Raw genomic sequence first — 15,632 nt, 5'->3', positions numbered from 1 at the left:
ATTCCTGATTTTTAGCTCCAAATCCGAAATCCCTGCCCTGAGTTATGCCCTTGTTGATCGTTGTTCATAAGGAGGACAAATTGTCTGTTGAGGTAAGTGCCCCGAGTCTGATCCCTACGCTGCCCGGTTACACGTATGTGGATGAGGCGGTGTTCCGCGCCGAGCAGGAGCGGATTTTCGAGCAGATGTGGTTCTGTGCCATCCGCTCGGCGGACCTGGACAAGGCAGGCGCATGGAAGACCGTCCAGATCGGTCGGGAAAGCGTGCTGATCAGCCGCACGCGCAAGGGCGCCATCCGCGCTTTTTACAACGTCTGCCGGCACCGCGGCGTGAAGCTGTGCATGGAGGAGCAGGGTGAAGCTGCCCGCTCATTCCAGTGCCCGTACCACGCCTGGACCTATGACTTCGAGGGCAAGCTCATCGCTGCGCCCAACCTGACCAAGATGCCGGACATCGACCGCGACGAGTACGGACTGGTCAAGGTCCACATCCGCGAGTACCTCGGCTACGTGTGGGTTTGCCTTGCCGACGAGCCGCCGTCGTTCGAAGAGGACGTCATGGGCGCCGTCGAAGAACGCCTCGGCGACCACCAGAAGATCGAGGGCTACGACGTTGCCAACCTCAGCCTGGGCCGCCGCATCCGCTACGACGTGAAGGCCAACTGGAAGCTCATCATCGAAAACTTCATGGAGTGCTACCACTGCGCCACCATCCACCCCGAACTGACCGAGGTCCTGCCGGAGTTCGCGGACGGCCTGGCCGCCCAGTATTTCGTGGGCCACGGCGCCGAGTTTGGTGAGGACGTCAAGGGCTTCACCATCGACGGCTCCGAAGGGTTCGAACTGATTCCGACAATCGCGGACGACCAGGACCGGCGCTACTACGCCATCACCATCAAGCCGACCGTGTTCGTGAACCTGGTGCCGGACCATGTGATCGTCCACCGCATGTTCCCGCTCGCGGCAGACCACACCGTCGTGGAATGCGACTGGCTGTACCTGCCCAGCGTGGTGGAAAGCGGCAAGGACCTCAGCGCTTCGGTGGAGCTGTTCCACCGCGTCAACGAGCAGGACTTCGATGCCTGCGAGCGCACGCAGCCGGGCATGAGCTCCAGGGTCTACTCCAAGGGCGGCGTGCTGGTCCCAAGCGAACACCACATCGGCGCGTTCCACGACTGGGTCCAGGAAAAGGTTGGGGACATAACACCCGCCCGCTGAAACCCCCGCGACACCTAAGGCAATGAGCCCGTCCTGACCGGCGGGCTCATTCTTTTAAGGCCGCGGGCTGGGCTAGTGTCAAATATCGTTTGCGGACCACACAACGGAAAGGCGATGCCACCCGAGGATGAGCGCGCTTGGATACCTTGCGGCCTCAGTGCCGCCACGCCTGGCGATGGCTGGCTCTTCCGTCGCCATCCCCATCCTCACAGTGCAGGAACTGAACAACATCGGCATCGGGGGCGCCCTGGTGGCTGTCTCCCTAGGACCAAGCGTCATTGCGGCCCCCATGGTGGGTGCGGCCCTGGACCGTTCCCGCCGGCCGGCCGTCCTGATCGCAGCTTCAGGCTTCCTGACCGCCGCCGCAGCGCGTCCTTCATCGGGCAGATCCCGCTGCCCGTGGTCTTCGCCTTCCTGGCCGTCGCCGGAGCGCTCTCGCCTTTCTACATGGGCGGGCTCTCGAGCTTTGTGGCGGACGAGATCCCTGACCAGCGGCGCGCCTTCGCCTACGACGCGCTGTCCTACAATATTTCCGCCGTGGCCGGGCCTGCCCTCGTCGCGGTCCTTGCCACGTTCCTGCCGGGCGGAACAGCGCTGTGGGTACTGTGCGCCGCTGCCCTCGCTGGTGCCATCAGCGCGGCGGCCACCCGGCTCAAAGCCCGTGGCGCCACGGGCCATTCAGTGTGGCAGACGGTCAGGTCCGGGCTGCACCGCATCCTGAGCCACCGCCCCCTGGCGGTGGTGACCGGCGCATCCACCCTGAGCCAGCTTGGCCAGGGCGGACTGGCCGTAGCAGCCGTTGCCCTTTCCATCGAGCGAATCGGCTCGCCCGGGGAGGGCGCGCTCCTGGTGACCGCGTTCGCCGTCGGAAGCCTGATAGGTGCCCTGTGCGAGACCATCCGGCCCACGCGCGCCCGCCCGCACGCCGTGATGATGCTGGGTTTCCTCGCCACCGGGCTGCTGACCATCGGAGCCGCGTTCGACTTTGGCACCGTCTGGACCGTGATTGCGATCGGCCTGTCCGGGGTGTTCACTGCTCCCACAGCCGCGGCCATGCTCTTCCTCCGCAGCCATCTGAGCCCGCCCCACCTCCGGTCCCAGATCTTCACGGTGGGGGCGGGCTTCCGGGCGAGCGCGTCAGCGGCCGGTGCGGCGCTGGCAGCGTCGGCCACGGGCCTCGGCGGAGGACTTGCCGTGACTGGAATAGGCGTGATCTGGGTGGTCTCGGCTGCGCTGATGGCCGCTTATCCGTCTACCCGCGGCCCTGTCCGCCGCCCCGCCTAGGCGTGTCTCCTAAATCTATTTGAAAACGTACAACCTCACAGAGACCGATGAACCCCTCGGTGGGATGCTTTGCGAGGTTGCGATTGGGGAACTGACAGCTGTTACCGCACGGATCCAACGAGGCTTTGACAGTTCGGCATTTGCCCCACATATTCCGCATGTCGTGGTCCGCTGAAGCGACATGAAGGCAATTGAGGGTCGTTTGCGGTCCAGGGTGTGTGATTTGCGAAGGTGTGTGGCCGGTGTTAGCGTGGCATTCCAATCATGAATTCCTCGGTCATCCGAGTCCATAGCAGTGAAAGGATCGTTTTGGGGGCGGCTTTCAGCACGACTATGTTCACGATTGCGTTCTTGGTAGTAGCCGGCCTACTCCAAATGCTCGCGTCGCAGGTCAAATCAGGCGAATCAAAGCCAAATTACACGTTTGGCATCCGTTCGAAAGCCACATTGTCATCCGAGCGTGCATGGAACGCTGCACACAGTTCAGCTCTTGGTGCATTGAAAGCCATTCCTGTGCTACTCCTGGGTTTTGTTGCCACTATGTGGGTTATATTCGCAGTACTACCCAAAGATGATTCAAGCGTTCCGTGGATCTTCTTCTCCGGCATGGGGTTCACCGCCATCATGGTGGCCATGCTCATGCACATGTACTATAAAGCGGATTCTCTCGCTCGTCGCATAGCTGCAGGCGATACATAGTCAACAGCAGGCTTCGCTTTACAACTAAATTTCGTTTACAAATATTGGGGGATATTTTGTTTTCAACTTCATATTTAAGAACTCTGCGCGTCAGTCTGGCAATGCTGCTATGCATACTGCTTGGTTCGGTGGGTATCTCATCTGCTCAAGCGTCAGTCTCCTCCATAGTTACAACGAAGAAATCAGATTTCCAGGGAAAATATAGTGCGGAAGATGCACTGCGGCTTCTCCTGGCTGGTATTGGCCCACTGGCCGAAAGTAACCCGCGATTGCTCAGCCTGCTGGGGTTTGCCGCAGATCGTCCGGTTCCGAGCCTTGCCGAGGTCGACCCGATCGTCACCGATTTCCTGGCATACTACCCCGGCTTCAAGTCCGAGGTGCTGCCGAAGCTCCGCTCCGGCAAGCCACGCTCGGTTGAGGCTGCTCTGGCCACCTTCACGGAAAAGTTCTACGACTACTTGAACTACCGCAAAGCGATAACCAATCCGGAGGAACAGCCGCAGGTGACGCCCTATGGGTGCGGTGTGACCTGGACATGTGCCGCAGTGGCTGCCTTCGTCGTAGCGAATGGCGCCTTGTACGCAAACGTTGCGGTTGCGACGTTCGTGGTTGTCGCCGGTGCCGCTGTATTGGTTCTGCTGGTGGTTCCTGGCTATTTGGCGAATAAGGACTACATGACAACGGCAGGCGTCGAGGAAATCGGACGAGACACCGCGATTGCAGAGCTCACACGAGCGCTACGGTGAACTCGTTTCTCTGGCCCTGGAACTCTGTCTGCCGCCACCTACCATGACCCTGAACGACCGGTCCCGCAGATCGAAAACCTCGTTGCTGGCGGGAATGATTTCTCTGGCACTGTTCGGCGTGTTCTTCGCGCTGACGATCTTGCCATGCCCAGCAATGTGCTGGCAGTGAAGGAGGGTGAGCCGCTTCGTCGCACGCTGGTATCCCTGGCGCCGCAAGCGTGGGCGTTCTTCACTAAGCCACCCAACGATCCGGAGTTCGCCGTCTATCAGCTCCGGGACGACGGATCAATCGAGTCGTTGATGCTTACTCCACAAACGAGACCGGGAAACTATTTCGGGCTGAGTCGCAAACAAAGGTCCCAGGGCCCGGAGATGGGCGTTATCGGTAACACCATCAAGGAATGGACGGAGTGCAGCCCGGATGCTGATCGGGGTGAATGCCTTGAGAGTGTGCGGTCACTGAAGCTCCAGGTCGTGGACAATGAGTCGCCGGTTGCCTCCGTTTGCGGCCGTATAGTTATTTTTCAGACGAAAGCTGTTCCTTGGGCTTATCGGGAATTTGAATCCGAAGCCCGTTTTGAGGTCAAGGGTGCAGTTGTAGAATCGAGATGCACGCGATCGTGAATCTATTATGCAGGCTCGACAGAGATATTTGGTCGTTTAATCCCCAGTCCCGCGTAATTGCTTTGGCCAGGAGCGGCCTTGCGCTTTCACAGGTGCTGACCCTCGTATTTACGCCCGCCGCGCACCTCTATGCGGTTCCGATTCTGGGGCAGCCTTCAACCGGACAGTGCCATCGTTTCCTGGAGAATGTCTCATTGTTCTGTGTGGCGGATGGACTCCCGGATGATATTGTACAAATTTTGATGATCCTTGGTCTGATCGCCGTGATATCCGGCTGGCTGCCTCGGTTTACCTCAATTCTGCACTTCTGGCTCTCCTACTCCTTTGCACATGCAGTGGCTCTGCCTGACGGTGGCGACACAGTATTGGTGTTCACTACCTTCTTCCTGGTGTTTGTCTGTCTGCCAGATGCCCGGATTTGGCACTGGTCCCAGAGCAACTCATGGTCCAGCGCCAGGTTCGGAGCTTTGCAAGGGATTTCGTGGGCCGCCCACTGGGCTCTTAGGTTCCAGGTCGCATATATATATCTGCACAGCGCGCTGGCTAAACTGAGCGTTGAGAATTGGAGTGAGGGGAGCGCCCTCTACTACATCGTTCGTGGTGAGTTTTTTGGAACTGCAAACTTTCTTCAAGGTTTTGTTTTCTTGCTCACCTCAATACCCATCGTTGCCTTATCACTTAGTTGGGGAACGATGATTGTGGAGTGCCTGACTGCAGGATCGATTCTTAGCAAGCGACCCGTTGTGCAGACAGCGGGATTCGTTGCCTGTGCGATGCTGCACGTCGGCATCATCGCCTTCATTGGTATCTGGTCTTTCGCGCTGGCCATGATTTTCTCCGTCATGATTGCTGGATCGCGCGGGCTGGTTCCGGTCATGTACAGGCTTTGGATCCGATCGCCTTTCCAAGCGAGCCGTCGCGACGATTTGGTACCCGTCGCCTGAACTGCCGTCCGTCACGAGGCTGCTGCCGCTGTGATTTCGAGTCAATACCCACGCGTTGCCTGGAGCCTTGCCTCGCTTGCGATCCTCGGACGCGCCTTGTGGATCGCACACGAGGAGGCCGCTGTCAGTGAGCCGGCCGTCAGAGGGAATTCCACCTAGCGCTCCTAGAAATTCTCAGCGCCGGGTGTAGCCCATCTTGGCGCTGATCTGGAGGCCCGCGTCCTTGATTCCCTCAATGAGTCCAGGCTCCTTCTCGGGGTCGAAGCGGAAGACGGGGCCCGAGATGCTGATGGCGCCAATGACTGTCCCCAAGTGGTTGTACACCGGCACGGACATGGAGTTGATGCCGATCTCGAATTCCTCCAGCGTGACGCCGTAGCCAGTCCGGGCGATGTTGATCAGTTCGTTCTCCAGCTTTCCCCGGTTGGTGATGGTCCGCGGAGTCCGTGCGGGCAGTCCCGTCTCCTTGAGGATTCGATCCCGCTCATCCGCGGACAGCGCTGCGAGCAGCACCTTCCCGCTCGAGGTGGCGTGGAGCGGCGTGAGGCTGCCCACCCAGTCATAGGTGGCCAAGGTGGATGGCCCCATCGCCTGATCCACGTTGACCGCGAAATTCGAGCGCAGGACAGCGAGATTCACCGTCTCTTTGAATTCGTCGGCCAGGCTTTCCAATATGGGGCGAGCCTCCCGGACCAGGCTCAGCCGGCCCGGAATGGAGCTGGCCAGCCGCAGGATGCCGAAGCCCAGCTGGTACTTTCCGCGATCGCTGTTCTGGTGGACCATCTCCCGGCTCACCAGCGAACCCAGCAGCCGGGAGACTGTGGATTTGTGGATTCCCATCTCCTCGGCGATGTCGCTCACGCCGGCGTGGCCGTCCCGCGCCAGGATTTCCAGGACCGCGAGGGCCCGGTCCACGGACTGGACGCCGCCGTGCTGGCCCGCCTCCGCATCGACGTCGGGTTCACGTTCATTGTTCGCAGCCATGGTCCATACTCTCAAGTAGGTTGCCCGTGGTGAAATCAGGGCGCGGAAAGTCAGCGGAGGCCGTTGGAGTTTGCCGCGATGCCTGTTGCTACGGTCCGGGCCGCAGCGTCGGGCAGCGCCGGCGACCTCAGTGCCGCGAGCAGTGTTTCGACGGTGGTGGTCCAGCAGTTCGGCGGCTACCCGGAGGCGTTCTGCCGAGTCGGCAGGGATTCGATGAGGTACGACGGCGGCGCGTCCGCCACCTGCAGCGGGCCGTGCGGCGGGCGGTGCTGACGTGGCCGTGGTTGGCGGCTCCATTTACAGCGCCGACGATCCTGCCGTTACAGCACCTTGCGGATGGTTTCCTCAAAGCTCGTGACGTGGTGCAGGGCAAGCTCGCCGGCCTTGTCGGCATCACCCTCGGCCACAGCCCTGAGCAAGTCCACGTGCTCGGTGATGTGGCCGCTGACTGACGGCAACTTGTCCAGAACCAGGCACCAGATACGGGTTGCAAGGTTGTCGTAGCGGATCAGGGTGTCTTCGAGGTGCGGGTTGGCGGCCGCCTTGTAGATCAGCCGGTGCACTGTCAGGTCATACCGCATCAGGTCGCGCGACTCCGCCGGGTGGGGCTCAAGCTCTGCGATGGTGTCAGCGACTTTCAGCAGTTCACGGCGCATGGCCGCGTTGGCCCGGGTGGCAGCACTGCGCGCAGCGAGCGGCTCCAGCAACTCGCGGACTTCTGAGACATCCGCCAGTTCCGTGAAGTCCACGCTGGTGGCAAAGGTTCCGCGGCGCGGATATGAAATAACCAGGTGATCCACCTCAAGCCGCTTGATCGCCTCGCGGACAGGTGTCCGCCCGAAGCCGAGCTCGGCGGCCAACTGACCGTCGTTGATCGGTTCCCCCGGGCGGATCTCAAGCATGATCAGTTTGTCCCGCAGCTGCCGATACGCGGCCTCAGCCTGGGACAGCACCTCGTCCTCCGCTTGGGGCAGGGCAAGAATTGCATTCACGGCGCCGCTCCGTTCTTCTGTACCGCTGAACCCGAACTTAGCTTTACGCCGGTTTCGGTCCAGCTATTGACTCTGCTGTGATCCCAATCATACCATTGAGCTCACACTGATATATCAGTCATAAGAGCAGTGGTATTTCAAAGGAGCATCCGTGGTTGAGCAGTTGAACGAGCGACTTTCCGCAGTCGATCCCGAGGTCCAGCAGGCCATTAACAACGAGCTGGTCCGCCAGCAGTCGACGCTGGAGATGATCGCCTCGGAAAATTTCGCCCCGTCCGCCGTCATGGAGGCGCAGGGCTCAGTGCTGACGAACAAGTACGCGGAGGGCTACCCCGGCAAGCGCTACTACGGCGGCTGTGAGCACGTTGACGTTATTGAGCAGCTGGCCATCGACCGCGTCAAAGCCCTCTTCGGTGCGGAATTCGCGAACGTCCAGCCGCACTCCGGCGCGCAGGCCAACGCCGCCGCCATGTTTGCCCTGCTGAACCCGGGCGACACCATCATGGGCCTGAGCCTGGCCCACGGCGGCCACCTCACCCACGGCATGAAGATCAACTTCTCCGGCAAGCTGTACAACGTGGTCCCGTACAACGTGCGGGAGTCCGACCTCCGGATCGACATGGCCGAGGTTGAAGCGCTGGCCCTGGCACACCGCCCGAAGCTGATCGTCGCCGGCTGGTCTGCCTACTCCCGCCAGCTGGACTTCGCCGAGTTCCGCCGCATCGCCGACCTCGTAGGTGCCTACCTCATGGTGGACATGGCGCACTTCGCCGGCCTGGTGGCCGCCGGACTGCACCCGAACCCGGTGCCGTACGCCGACGTCGTCACCACCACCACCCACAAGACCCTCGGCGGCCCTCGCGGCGGCGTCATCCTCGCCAAGGAGCAGTACGCCAAGAAGATCAACAGCGCGGTATTCCCCGGTCAGCAGGGCGGGCCGCTGGAGCACGTCATCGCCGCCAAGGCCGTGGCCTTCAAGCTCGCCGGCAGCCCCGAATTCAAGGAACGCCAGGAACGCGTCCTGCAGGGATCAAAGCTCCTGGCCGAACGGCTCCTCCGCGACGACGTTGCCGCTGCGGGAATCTCCGTGGTCAACGGCGGCACCGACGTGCACCTGGTCCTGGTTGACCTTCGCAATTCCGAACTGGACGGACAGCAGGCAGAAGACGCCCTGCACCGCATCGGCATCACCGTCAACCGCAACGCCGTCCCGTTCGACCCCCGCCCGCCCATGGTGTCCTCCGGCCTCCGGATCGGCACCCCCGCCCTCGCCACCCGCGGGTTCGGCGCCACTGAATTCACCGAAGTTGCGGACATCATCGCGACGGCGCTCATCGCCGCTGCTTCACATAACGACGGCGGGGACGGCACCTCAGCCGGCGCATCCCTCAACGAAGCCACCGTCGTCGAACTCCGCGCCCGCGTCACGGCCTTGGCCGAGCAGTTCCCCCTTTACTCGCACCTCAACGGCGGCACCGATGTCGCCGCCTTCGAATCAGACCTGATTGGAGCAGCCCAGTGAGCACGCAACAGCTCCCCGAGCACCCGGACTTCCTCTGGCGCAACCCGGAACCCAAGTCCTCCTACGACGCCGTGATTGTTGGCGGCGGCGGGCACGGCCTCGCCACCGCCTACTTCCTGGCCAAGAACCACGGCATGACCAACATCGCCGTCTTGGAAAAGGGCTGGCTGGCCGGCGGCAACATGGCCCGGAACACCACCATCATCCGTTCCAACTACCTCTGGGATGAGAGCGCGGCCATCTACGAGCACGCCCTCAAGCTCTGGGAAATCCTGCCGGAGGAGCTCGAATACGACTTCCTGTTCAGCCAGCGCGGCGTCATGAACCTCGCCCACACCCTCGGTGACGTCCGTGAAAGCATGCGGCGCGTCGGTGCGAACCAGCTCAACGGCGTGGACGCCGAGTGGCTTGACCCCAAGCAGGTCAAGGAACTCTGCCCCATCCTGAACATCAGCGACAACATCCGCTACCCCGTCATGGGCGCCACCTACCAGCCGCGTGCAGGCATCGCCAAGCACGACCACGTGGCCTGGGCCTTCGCCCGCAAATGCGACGAACTCGGCGTGGACATCATCCAGAACTGCGAAGTCACCGGCTTCGTCAAGGACGGCAACCGTGTGGTGGGCGTCAAGACCAACAAGGGCACCATCAACACCGAAAAGGTGGGCCTCGCGGCCGCCGGACACAGCTCGGTCCTGGCGGAAATGGCCGGTTTCCGGCTCCCCATCCAGTCCCACCCGCTCCAGGCCCTGGTCTCCGAGCTGCACGAACCGGTCCACCCCACGGTGGTTATGTCCAACCACGTGCACGTCTACGTCTCCCAGGCCCACAAGGGCGAACTGGTCATGGGCGCCGGCGTTGACTCCTACAACGGCTACGGCCAGCGCGGCTCCTTCCACGTGATCGAGCACCAGATGGCGGCCGCCGTCGAGCTCTTCCCCATCTTTGCCCGGGCACACGTGCTCCGGACCTGGGGCGGCATCGTGGACACCACCCTGGACGCCTCGCCCATCGTGGGCAACACCCCGGTGGAGAACATGTTCGTGAACTGCGGCTGGGGCACCGGCGGCTTCAAGGCCACGCCGGCCGCGGGCATGACGTTCGCGCACAACATCGCCACGGGCACGCCGCACCAGCTGAACAAGCCCTTTGCGCTGGAACGCTTCGAAACCGGCGCCTTGATCGACGAACACGGCGCAGCCGCCGTCGCCCACTAGCAGCCCTCCCCCAGAAAGAAGACGCACATGCTGCTCATCTCCTGCCCCAACTGCGGCTCGCGCGACGAGACCGAATTCCACTACGGCGGCCAGGCCCACGTGGCCTACCCCGAAAACCCGAACGAACTGAACGACCGCGAATGGGCCGAGTTCCTGTTCTACCGCGACAACACCAAGGGTGCCTTCGCCGAGCGCTGGCTGCACAGCACCGGCTGCCGCCAATGGTTCAACATGCTCCGCGACACTGTCACCTACGACATCCAGGCCGTCTACCCGATGGGTACGCCCCGGCCCGCCGCCGCACCTGCTGCGCCGGAATCCGGAACCGCCAGCCTCGCCGCTGACAGCACCACCACCGGCACCGCGGCGCCCAGCATTTCGGGCACCAGCACGTCGGCACCAAGCATTTCCGCAACCGGCACCACCGCCAGCACCACCGCCCCGGAAGGAGCAACCAAGTGACTTCCCAGAACGCCCGCCTCGCCGCCGGCGGACGCATCGACCGCACCATCTCCTGGCGATTCACCGTTGACGGCGAGGAATTCACGGGCCACCCGGGCGACACCCTCGCCTCGGCCCTGATTGCCAACGGACGCATCGCCGCCGGTAACTCGCTCTATGAGAACCGTGCCCGGGGCATCATGTCCGCCGGCGTCGAGGAATCCAACGCGATGGTCAAGATCTCCCCGCGCTTCCCCGGCGACGTTGCCGAGTCCATGCTCCCCGCCACCACCGTCACCCTGGTGGACGGCCTGAAGGCAGAACTGCTCAACGGCCTGGGCAAGCTCGACCCGGAGGAGGACCGCGCCGAGTACGACAAGAAGTACGTCCACACCGACGTCCTGGTGATCGGCGGCGGCCCCGCCGGCCTTGCCGCAGCCCGCGAGGCTGTCCGCACCGGCGCCCGCGTCATCCTGATGGATGACCAGCCCGAACTGGGCGGCTCGCTGCTGGCCGGCTCCACGGCCCCCGGACTGGCCGAGACCATCGAAGGCAAGCCGGCCCTGGAGTGGGTGGCCGACGTTGAAGCCGAACTGGTTTCCGGAGCAGAATCCACCGTCCTGAACAGGACTTCGGCCTTCGGCGCCTACGACGCCAACTACGTCATCGCCGTCCAGAACCGCACCGACCACCTGTCCAGCCCGGCCGCCCCCGGCGTCTCCCGGCAGCGCATCTGGCACGTGCGTGCCAAGCAGGTGGTGCTGGCTCCCGGCGCCCACGAACGCCCGCTGGTGTTCGAGAACAACGACCGCCCCGGCATCATGCTCGCCTCCGCCGTCCGCAGCTACCTGAACCGCTACGCCGTAGCCGCCGGGCAGCGCGTGGTCATCAGCACCACCAACGACAGCGCCTACGCCCTTGCCGCTGACCTGCGCGCGGCAGGCGTCAAGGTTGCCGCCGTTGTGGACGCCCGTCCGCAGCTCACCGCGGTGGCAACTGCCGCCGTCGAAGCCGGCACCCGGGTGCTGATCGGCAGTGCGGTCGCAAACACCGGCGCCGACGCAGACGGCCGGCTGAACGCCGTCACCGTCCGCAGCATTAACGACGACGGCGAACTCACCTCCGGCGTCGAAGAGATCGCCTGCGATCTGCTGGCAGTTTCCGGTGGCTGGAGCCCGCTGGTGCACCTCCACTCCCAGCGCCAGGGCAAACTGCGCTGGGACGACGAGCTGGCCGCCTTTGTGCCGAGCACCGTGGTTCCCAACCAGCAGACCATCGGCTCCGGCCGCGGCAGCTTTGAGCTCGCGGACGTACTGGCCGAAGGCATCTCCGCCGGCGCCAGCGCGGCCACCGCGGCGGGCTTCCAGCCCACCACGCAGCCGTCCCCGCTCGGCGAGCCGAAGGCATCCGCCCCGACCCGCCAGCTCTGGCTGGTTCCGGGCCAGGCCGGCACGCCGGATGACTGGCACCACCACTTCGTGGACTTCCAGCGCGACCAGTCCGTAGCTGACGTGCTGCGCTCCACCGGTGCCGGCATGCGGTCCGTGGAGCACATCAAGCGCTACACCTCCATCAGCACCGCCAACGATCAGGGCAAAACCTCCGGCGTCAACGCGATCGGCGTCATCGCCGCCGCCCTCCGGACCGCCGGCGAAGCATCCCGCGGCATCGGCGACATCGGCACCACCACCTACCGGGCACCGTTCACTCCGGTGGCGTTCGCGGCACTCGCCGGACGCCAGCGCGGCGAGCTGTTCGACCCCGCCCGCGTCACGTCCATCAACCCGTGGCACGTCGCCAAGGGCGCCCTGTTCGAAGACGTTGGGCAGTGGAAGCGGCCATGGTACTACCCGCAGGCCGGGGAAGACATGGATGCTGCCGTACTCCGCGAATGCGCAGCCGTCCGCGACTCCGTGGGCTTCATGGACGCCACCACCCTGGGCAAGATCGAAATCCGTGGCAAGGACGCCGGTGAGTTCCTCAACCGGATCTACACCAACGCGTTCAAGAAGCTCGCCCCGGGTTCCGCCCGCTACGGCGTGATGTGCATGGCCGACGGCATGATCTTCGACGACGGCGTGACCCTGCGCCTGGACGACGACCGGTACTTCATGACCACCACCACCGGCGGCGCCGCGAAGGTGCTGGACTGGCTCGAGGAATGGCTGCAGACCGAATGGCCGGAACTCGACGTGCACTGCACTTCGGTGACCGAACAGTGGAGCACGATTGCCGTCGTCGGGCCTAAGTCCCGGGCGGTACTCGCCAAACTGGCACCGGAACTCGCCGCGGGCGGCGGGCTGGAAGCAGAAGCCTTCCCGTTCATGACCTTCCGCGAAACCACGCTCGCATCCGGCGTGCAGGCACGCGTCTGCCGCATTTCCTTCTCCGGCGAGCTGGCCTACGAGATCAACGTGCCGTCCTGGTACGGGCTGAACACCTGGGAAGCCGTGGCCGCTGCCGGAGCCGAATTCAACATCACCCCCTACGGCACCGAAACCATGCACGTGCTCCGCGCCGAGAAGGGCTACCCGATCGTCGGGCAGGACACCGACGGCACCGTCACTCCGCAAGACGCGGGGATGGAATGGGTGGTCTCCAAGGCCAAGGAATTCATCGGCAAGCGCTCCTACGCCCGGGCGGACGCCCAGCGGGAGGACCGCAAGCACCTGGTCAGCGTGCTGCCGGTGGATGGCTCCATCCGGCTGCCGGAAGGCACCCAGCTCGTGGAAAAGGGCATCCCGGCGACACCCGCCTACGGCCCCGTTCCCATGGAGGGCTTTGTGACCTCCAGCTACCACAGCGCTGCCTTGGGCCGCTCATTCGGGCTGGCACTGATCAAGAATGGCCGCAACCGCATCGGTGAATCCCTGGTGGCCGTCGCCGGCGACCAGCTGGTTGACGTTGTTGTCGCAGAAACCGTACTTTTTGACCCCGAAGGAGCCCGCAAAGATGGCTAACACCGCAGAACTCAATGGCGTCAATGGACTCCGGGACATCCGCCGCAGCCCCGCCTCCCACCTGGCCGCGGCCCTGGAAGCCGGTTCCGTCCAGGGAACCGTGGTCCTGAACGAAGGTCCGTTCCAGACCATGGCTGGCGTCCGCGTGGACCCCCGCTCCGAGGAAGGCGGCCGGATCGCCGCCGCTGCCGGCGGGCTGCCCGCACGCTGCGGAGAAGTGACCGGCAAGGACGGCGTCAGCGTCCTCTGGCTGGGACCCTCCGAGTTCCTGGTCGTCGCCCCGGAACAGGCCCACGACTCCCTGGGCGGAAACCTCATCGGTTCCCTCACGGAAGCGCTCGGCGACGCCCCCGGCCAGGTGGTGGACCTGTCCGCCAACCGCACCACGTTCGAACTGTCCGGCCCCCGCGCCCGGGCCGTCCTGGAAAAGGGCTGCTCCCTGGATCTGCACCCGCGCAGCTTCACCCCGGGAACCGCCCTGAACACCGAGGTGGGCAACATCCCGGTGGTCCTGCAGAAGACCGGAGAGGAAAGCTTCCGGCTTTTCCCCCGCGCTTCCTTCGCGGACTTCCTGGGCCGCTGGCTCCTCGACGCCATGCGCGAGTACGCCTCGCCAGAGGTCCCTTAAATGGCACTCAGCGTCCTGGACCTGTTCTCCGTTGGCATCGGGCCGTCGTCCTCACACACGGTCGGCCCGATGCGGGCGGCGAAGCTGTTCGCCGACGGACTTAAGGGCGACGGCCACCTGAGCGCCACCCGACGCGTCCAGGCTGAGCTGTTCGGTTCGCTGGGTGCCACGGGCCGGGGCCACGGTTCGGACAAGGCCGTTGTCCTGGGCTTCAAAGGACTGGACCCGGAAACCGTGGACACCGCCACGGCGGACGACCAGGTGGCTGCGGCAGCCCTGGACGCGGAACTCATGCTCGGCGGGGACCACCGGGTGGACTTCAACTGGGACGAGGACGTGGTGCTGCACCGGCGCAAGTCCCTCCCGGCGCACCCCAACGGCATGACCTTCCGCGCTCTCGACCACGCCGGGGCCGTCCTGAGCGAACGGAGCTTTTACTCCATCGGCGGCGGCTTTGTGGTGGACGGCGACGCCGACGCCGACGACCGGGTTGTGGCGGACGCCACTGTCCTCCCGTACCCGTTCACCACCGCCGACGAACTCCTGGCGATCTGCAAGCGCGAGGGCATGTCCATCTCGGACGTCATGCTCGCCAACGAACTCACATGGCGCAGCGAAGCCGAACTCCGCGAAAAACTGCTGGCACTCTGGGCGGTCATGCGCGAATGTGTGGACAACGGCTGCGCCGCGGAAGGGATCCTTCCCGGCGGGCTGAATGTCAGGCGCCGGGCGCCGTCGTTATTCCAAACCCTCACCGCAGATACGGGGGTCACCGATCCCCTGCGGGCCATGGAATGGGTGAACCTCTTCGCCCTCGCGGTCAATGAGGAAAACGCCGCGGGCGGGCGCATCGTCACCGCCCCCACCAACGGCGCGGCAGGAATCGTCCCCGCCGTCCTGCACTACTACGTCAAGTTCGTCCCCGGGGCGAACGACGACGGTGTGGTCCGGTTCCTCCTGGCCGCGGCCGCCGTCGGAATTCTGTTTAAGATCAATGCCTCCATCTCCGGTGCGGAAGTGGGGTGCCAGGGCGAGGTGGGCTCGGCCTGCTCCATGGCGGCCGCCGGCCTGTGCGAGGTCCTTGGCGGTACTCCCGAGCAGGTGGAAAACGCCGCCGAAGTCGGAATCGAACACAACCTTGGCCTGACCTGCGATCCCGTCGGCGGACTGGTGCAGATCCCGTGCATCGAACGCAACGCCATCGCCAGCGTCAAAGCCATCAACGCCGCCCGCCTGTGCCTGCACGGGGACGGCAGCCACAAAGTATCCCTCGACAAAGCCATCAAAACCATGCGTGAGACAGGAGCGGACATGAAAACCAAGTACAAGGAGACCTCCCGCGGGGGTCTCGCCGTCAACGTGATCGAGTGCTGA

General features: G+C 63.9%; 15 protein-coding genes. 13 read left to right on the top strand and 2 right to left on the bottom strand.

The genetic code is table 11. From position 1 onward, the window contains the following. The first annotated feature begins 80 nt into the window (after positions 1-80). The 6 genes from IAQ70_RS19670 (at position 81) to IAQ70_RS19645 (ending at position 5,514) form a co-directional block, all read left to right on the top strand. Complete coding sequence (locus IAQ70_RS19670) at positions 81-1,217, top strand: aromatic ring-hydroxylating oxygenase subunit alpha (protein ID WP_190991398.1); 1,137 nt, start codon at positions 81-83, stop codon at positions 1,215-1,217. Between the two features lie 399 nt (positions 1,218-1,616). Then, entirely contained in the window at positions 1,617-2,501 is an 885-nt protein-coding gene (locus IAQ70_RS19665) for an MFS transporter (RefSeq protein WP_190991396.1), read from the top strand. Positions 2,502-2,765: 264 nt separating this feature from the next. Further along, positions 2,766-3,200 carry an SdpI family protein gene (locus IAQ70_RS19660; RefSeq protein WP_190991394.1) on the top strand — a complete coding sequence of 145 codons (435 nt, stop codon included), beginning with the start codon at positions 2,766-2,768 and terminating at the stop codon, positions 3,198-3,200. Positions 3,201-3,256: 56 nt separating this feature from the next. Further along, positions 3,257-3,946, top strand: a complete 690-nt coding sequence (locus IAQ70_RS19655) for a hypothetical protein (protein ID WP_190991392.1) — start codon at positions 3,257-3,259, stop codon at positions 3,944-3,946. Positions 3,947-4,090: 144 nt separating this feature from the next. Beyond that, complete coding sequence (locus tag IAQ70_RS19650) at positions 4,091-4,570, top strand: SdpA family antimicrobial peptide system protein (RefSeq protein ID WP_190991390.1); 480 nt, start codon at positions 4,091-4,093, stop codon at positions 4,568-4,570. Beyond that, positions 4,555-5,514 carry a sporulation-delaying protein SdpB family protein gene (locus tag IAQ70_RS19645; RefSeq protein ID WP_190991388.1) on the top strand — a complete coding sequence of 320 codons (960 nt, stop codon included), beginning with the start codon at positions 4,555-4,557 and terminating at the stop codon, positions 5,512-5,514. Before IAQ70_RS19650 ends, IAQ70_RS19645 begins: the two co-directional genes overlap by 16 nt. Before the next feature lie 174 nt (positions 5,515-5,688). On the opposite strand, the gene IAQ70_RS19640 is transcribed toward IAQ70_RS19645, so the two are convergent. Beyond that, positions 5,689-6,498, bottom strand: coding sequence for an IclR family transcriptional regulator (locus IAQ70_RS19640; RefSeq protein WP_190991386.1), 810 nt, complete (start codon positions 6,496-6,498; stop codon positions 5,689-5,691). 78 nt (positions 6,499-6,576) lie between these two features. Here IAQ70_RS19640 and IAQ70_RS19635 point away from each other — a divergent pair, with 78 nt between their 5' ends. Then, the gene (locus IAQ70_RS19635) at positions 6,577-6,771 is read left to right on the top strand and encodes a hypothetical protein (RefSeq protein WP_190991384.1); all 195 of its coding nucleotides are present in this window, start codon (positions 6,577-6,579) and stop codon (positions 6,769-6,771) included. Positions 6,772-6,818: 47 nt separating this feature from the next. Here the strand turns inward: IAQ70_RS19635 and IAQ70_RS19630 are convergent, their stop codons facing one another. Then, positions 6,819-7,490, bottom strand: a complete 672-nt coding sequence (locus IAQ70_RS19630; protein WP_190991382.1) for a GntR family transcriptional regulator — start codon at positions 7,488-7,490, stop codon at positions 6,819-6,821. 151 nt (positions 7,491-7,641) lie between these two features. On the opposite strand from IAQ70_RS19630, the gene glyA reads away from it, so the two are divergent. From glyA to IAQ70_RS19600, 6 genes are read left to right on the top strand one after another with little or no spacing between them, the layout of a single operon-like run. Continuing rightward, entirely contained in the window at positions 7,642-9,012 is a 1,371-nt protein-coding gene (gene glyA / locus IAQ70_RS19625; protein ID WP_317983716.1) for a serine hydroxymethyltransferase, read from the top strand. Continuing rightward, positions 9,009-10,229, top strand: a complete 1,221-nt coding sequence (locus tag IAQ70_RS19620) for a sarcosine oxidase subunit beta family protein (RefSeq protein ID WP_190991380.1) — start codon at positions 9,009-9,011, stop codon at positions 10,227-10,229. The genes glyA and IAQ70_RS19620 overlap by 4 nt, the downstream gene beginning before the upstream one ends. 27 nt (positions 10,230-10,256) lie before the next feature. Then, on the top strand, positions 10,257-10,691 hold the full coding sequence (locus IAQ70_RS19615; RefSeq protein WP_190991378.1) for a sarcosine oxidase subunit delta: 435 nt from the start codon (positions 10,257-10,259) through the stop codon (positions 10,689-10,691). Next, positions 10,688-13,630: a sarcosine oxidase subunit alpha family protein gene (locus IAQ70_RS19610; protein ID WP_190991376.1), complete on the top strand. Its 2,943-nt coding sequence runs from the start codon at positions 10,688-10,690 to the stop codon at positions 13,628-13,630. The genes IAQ70_RS19615 and IAQ70_RS19610 overlap by 4 nt, the downstream gene beginning before the upstream one ends. Then, positions 13,623-14,258 (top strand): sarcosine oxidase subunit gamma, encoded by a 636-nt coding sequence (locus IAQ70_RS19605; protein WP_190991374.1) that lies wholly within the window; start codon positions 13,623-13,625, stop codon positions 14,256-14,258. Before IAQ70_RS19610 ends, IAQ70_RS19605 begins: the two co-directional genes overlap by 8 nt. Then, positions 14,259-15,632 (top strand): L-serine ammonia-lyase, encoded by a 1,374-nt coding sequence (locus tag IAQ70_RS19600; RefSeq protein ID WP_190991372.1) that lies wholly within the window; start codon positions 14,259-14,261, stop codon positions 15,630-15,632.

It is taken from the genome of Pseudarthrobacter sulfonivorans, from assembly GCF_014712225.1.
GTDB classification, from domain to species: Bacteria; Actinomycetota; Actinomycetes; order Actinomycetales; family Micrococcaceae; genus Arthrobacter; species Arthrobacter sulfonivorans.
The sequence above is the reverse complement of the archived record's forward strand: the minus strand, read 5'-3'. Positions and strand labels throughout refer to the sequence as shown.

Excerpts from the sequence above, each read along its gene's own strand:
- IAQ70_RS19660 (WP_190991394.1), top strand. The coding sequence starts at position 2,766 with ATGAATTCCTCGGTCATCCGAGTCCATAGCAGTGAAAGGATCGTTTTG.
- IAQ70_RS19650 (WP_190991390.1), top strand. The coding sequence starts at position 4,091 with ATGCCCAGCAATGTGCTGGCAGTGAAGGAGGGTGAGCCGCTTCGTCGC.
- IAQ70_RS19645 (WP_190991388.1), top strand. The coding sequence starts at position 4,555 with ATGCACGCGATCGTGAATCTATTATGCAGGCTCGACAGAGATATTTGG.
- IAQ70_RS19640 (WP_190991386.1), bottom strand. The coding sequence starts at position 6,498 with ATGGCTGCGAACAATGAACGTGAACCCGACGTCGATGCGGAGGCGGGC.
- IAQ70_RS19635 (WP_190991384.1), top strand. The coding sequence starts at position 6,577 with ATGCCTGTTGCTACGGTCCGGGCCGCAGCGTCGGGCAGCGCCGGCGAC.
- IAQ70_RS19615 (WP_190991378.1), top strand. The coding sequence starts at position 10,257 with ATGCTGCTCATCTCCTGCCCCAACTGCGGCTCGCGCGACGAGACCGAA.
- IAQ70_RS19605 (WP_190991374.1), top strand. The coding sequence starts at position 13,623 with ATGGCTAACACCGCAGAACTCAATGGCGTCAATGGACTCCGGGACATC.
- IAQ70_RS19600 (WP_190991372.1), top strand. The coding sequence starts at position 14,259 with ATGGCACTCAGCGTCCTGGACCTGTTCTCCGTTGGCATCGGGCCGTCG.